The sequence below is a fragment of the Streptomyces sp. genome (assembly GCF_035563135.1).
Taxonomy (GTDB): Bacteria; Actinomycetota; Actinomycetes; order Streptomycetales; family Streptomycetaceae; genus Streptomyces.
Window position 1 is genome coordinate 1 of sequence record NZ_DATMVN010000427.1, and the last position, 2,701, is coordinate 2,701.

Genomic DNA, 2,701 nt, shown 5'->3' on the forward strand with positions numbered 1-2,701 from the left:
CGTCCTCACCCGGCCCGTCCCCGGTCGTCGCGGCCGCCGCTCCCGGCGGCCTCGTGGACCGTCCCGGGCCGGGTCCCGAGGCGTATGTTCCGGGCCGACCGGCCCTGCCGGGGCAGCGCAGCGCCCCGTAGGGTGGGGCTCATGAACGACCGCATGGTGTGGATCGACTGCGAGATGACCGGGCTCTCGCTGACGGACGACGCACTCATCGAGGTGGCCGCGCTGGTCACCGACTCGGAACTGAACGTGCTCGGTGAAGGGGTGGACATCGTGATCCGCCCGCCGGACGCGGCCCTGGAGACCATGCCCGAGGTGGTGCGGCAGATGCACACCGCCTCGGGCCTGCTCGACGAGCTGGCCGGGGGCACGACCCTGGCCGACGCGGAGGAGCGGGTCATGGCGTACATCCGCGAGCACGTGAAGGAGCCGGGCAGGGCCCCGCTGTGCGGGAACTCGGTCGGCACCGACCGGGGCTTCCTGGCGCGTGACATGCCGGCTCTGGAGGGTTACCTCCACTACCGGATCGTCGATGTGTCCTCGGTCAAGGAGCTGGCGCGCCGCTGGTACCCGAGGGCGTACTTCAACAGTCCGGACAAGAACGGCAACCACCGGGCACTGGCCGACATCCGCGACTCCATCACGGAGCTGCGCTACTACCGGGACGCGGTCTTCGTGCCGCAGCCCGGCCCGGACTCGGCCCGCGCCAAGGAGATCGCGGCGCGCCACACGCCGGCCGCCGGACAGTAGACGCACCACCCCACTGGTCACGGGCCCTCCGGGGCCCGTGGGGCCTTCCTCGCATACGCGGGCGCGAGCACCCCCTCGGACCCTGTACACTTTTTCTCGGCCGGTCAGTGAAGGACCGGACGACATGGTGGGTATAGCTCAGATGGTAGAGCACCTGGTTGTGGTCCAGGATGTCGCGGGTTCAAGTCCCGTTACTCACCCTTGAAGAGGAAGCCCCTGACCTGCGGAAACGCAGGTCAGGGGCTTTTTCGTCCCCCAGGCCGGCCACACCACGGCCGCACACGGCCGGATTTCCGACCTGACGTGCGCCCCATGGCAACGATCAGGAAGCGGGCCGGCAGGACGCGAAGGCAGGGCGGTGGGTCCGTCGGCCGGCCTCGCCGGAGTCCACAGCCGATCGGCACGGTCTGCTGTGGTGCACCGTGCAGGCGGCGATCGACGCCGATCCCCCGCTGCGCACCAAGAACCGCTGCGCGCACACCCGTCTTCCGCGTGTCGACGAGGGGACGTCCGGGGAGAGGGTCTTCCTGGAACAGCAGGAGTACCGGTTCCTCCGCAGGCACCTCCCTGACGCCGCAGCGCGAGACCTCGCCGACTGAAGCTTCACCGCACCCCGTCGATCACGTAGTCGATGCGACCGGCAGCTTCGAGAGCCTTGTCGTACGAGTCCTCGCGGGTCTCGCCCACGGCATGCACATAGCCGATGTACTGACTGTTGGACTCGATCTCGGAGCTGACGTCGTCGCCGAGCGCGACATACAGCCCCGCGCCCTGGCACCCGTCGGAGGCGACGGCCGCTTCCAGTCCGCGCGCCTCGCGCAGTACACCGGTGGCGGGAGCGGTGAGGTACAGCTCGGTCACGGCACCGGTGATGTCCGGAACAGGCATCCCACCGCCGATGATTCCGGAGATGAGCAGGGCGGCCGGTGGTGCGGCCATGACGTGGGACATGGCGTGCTGGACGCCGGCACCGACCAGGCGCGGGTTGAGCTCCACCAGTCGCGGACCGTCGGTGGTCAGGATGAATTCGAGGTGAAAGGCGCCGAAGTCGTAGTCCAGCGCCCGCAGAGTGGTGGCGACATAGGCATCGGCCTCGGGAAAGGGACATTCGGTGGAGAAACGCACAGCGAGTTCCACGAAATGCGGTGGTGCCGACATCACGCGATCGGAATAGCCGATGATCTTTACACCGCTCTCGTCAACGAAACCTTCCGCGCTGAGGAGCGGCCCCTCCAGGACCTCCTCGAACAGCAATCGGCGCTGCGGCTGGACCCGGCGACCGTAGGCACGGCCCAGATGCCGGGCTGCCAGTTCACGGACCGCCTGTTCGTCCCGCACCAGTGCGACATCCCAACTGGCGGCCCCGTCCACTGGTTTGACGACACAGGGATAGCCGATCGGAGAGTTCAGGTCCTCGTCCAGAGCGGACTTCACGCCCCAGCGGATGTCGGGCACTCCGGCTTCTGCCAGGGCTGCCCGGGCTGTCGCCTTGTCCCGGGCGATACCGGCTCCCAGAGGATCGGGGCCGCGGAGCTGGAGTTTGGCAGCCACCTCCGCTGCGATGCGCACAAAACTGTCCACCGAGTTGTAGACAGAGGTGATCTCACCATGGAGGGATTTGAGGACGTGCACGATGGTCGCGGCGTCCTGAGTATTGGTGATCAACCAGGCATCGACCACGTCGTCGTACTGGGATCCGTAGCTCTCGCGTTCCGAGACCACTACTGCTGTCAGATACCCCAGGCGCCGGGCTGCTTCCAGCTGGGCACGGCACGGTGCCTGCACCGCTCTGCCCGCGCGCGTGGTTCCCCGGCCTCCGCCGGGAAGGGTGTGCATTTCAATGGAGACGATCCAGTTTTGGCTCACTGCCGTGCTTCCCTTGCAGAATCGAAATTCACATCGGCCGTTCGAGAAGAGGAGAAGTGACCCGCTCAGCGGCGGCGCCCATCTCCTC

3 protein-coding genes and 1 tRNA gene are annotated in these 2,701 nt (G+C 67.6%); 3 read left to right on the top strand and 1 reads right to left on the bottom strand.

Translation table 11 applies throughout. From position 1 onward, the window contains the following. Positions 1-141: 141 nt before the first annotated feature. From orn to VN520_RS18780, 3 genes are all read left to right on the top strand, one after another. Positions 142-747, top strand: coding sequence for an oligoribonuclease (orn, locus tag VN520_RS18770; protein ID WP_325748074.1), 606 nt, complete (start codon positions 142-144; stop codon positions 745-747). 127 nt (positions 748-874) lie between these two features. Further along, positions 875-947: transfer RNA gene (locus tag VN520_RS18775), tRNA-His, on the top strand. Between the two features lie 222 nt (positions 948-1,169). After that, positions 1,170-1,346, top strand: coding sequence for a hypothetical protein (locus tag VN520_RS18780; RefSeq protein ID WP_325748075.1), 177 nt, complete (start codon positions 1,170-1,172; stop codon positions 1,344-1,346). A 4-nt stretch (positions 1,347-1,350) separates the two neighbouring features. Here VN520_RS18780 and VN520_RS18785 read toward each other — a convergent pair. Next, the coding region (locus tag VN520_RS18785) for an ATP-grasp domain-containing protein (RefSeq protein WP_325748076.1) at positions 1,351-2,701 on the bottom strand (1,351 nt) is incomplete at its 5' end.

What these genes read in the sequence shown, in the direction of transcription:
- orn (WP_325748074.1), top strand. Translation starts at nt 142, where the DNA reads ATGAACGACCGCATGGTGTGGATCGACTGCGAGATGACCGGGCTCTCG.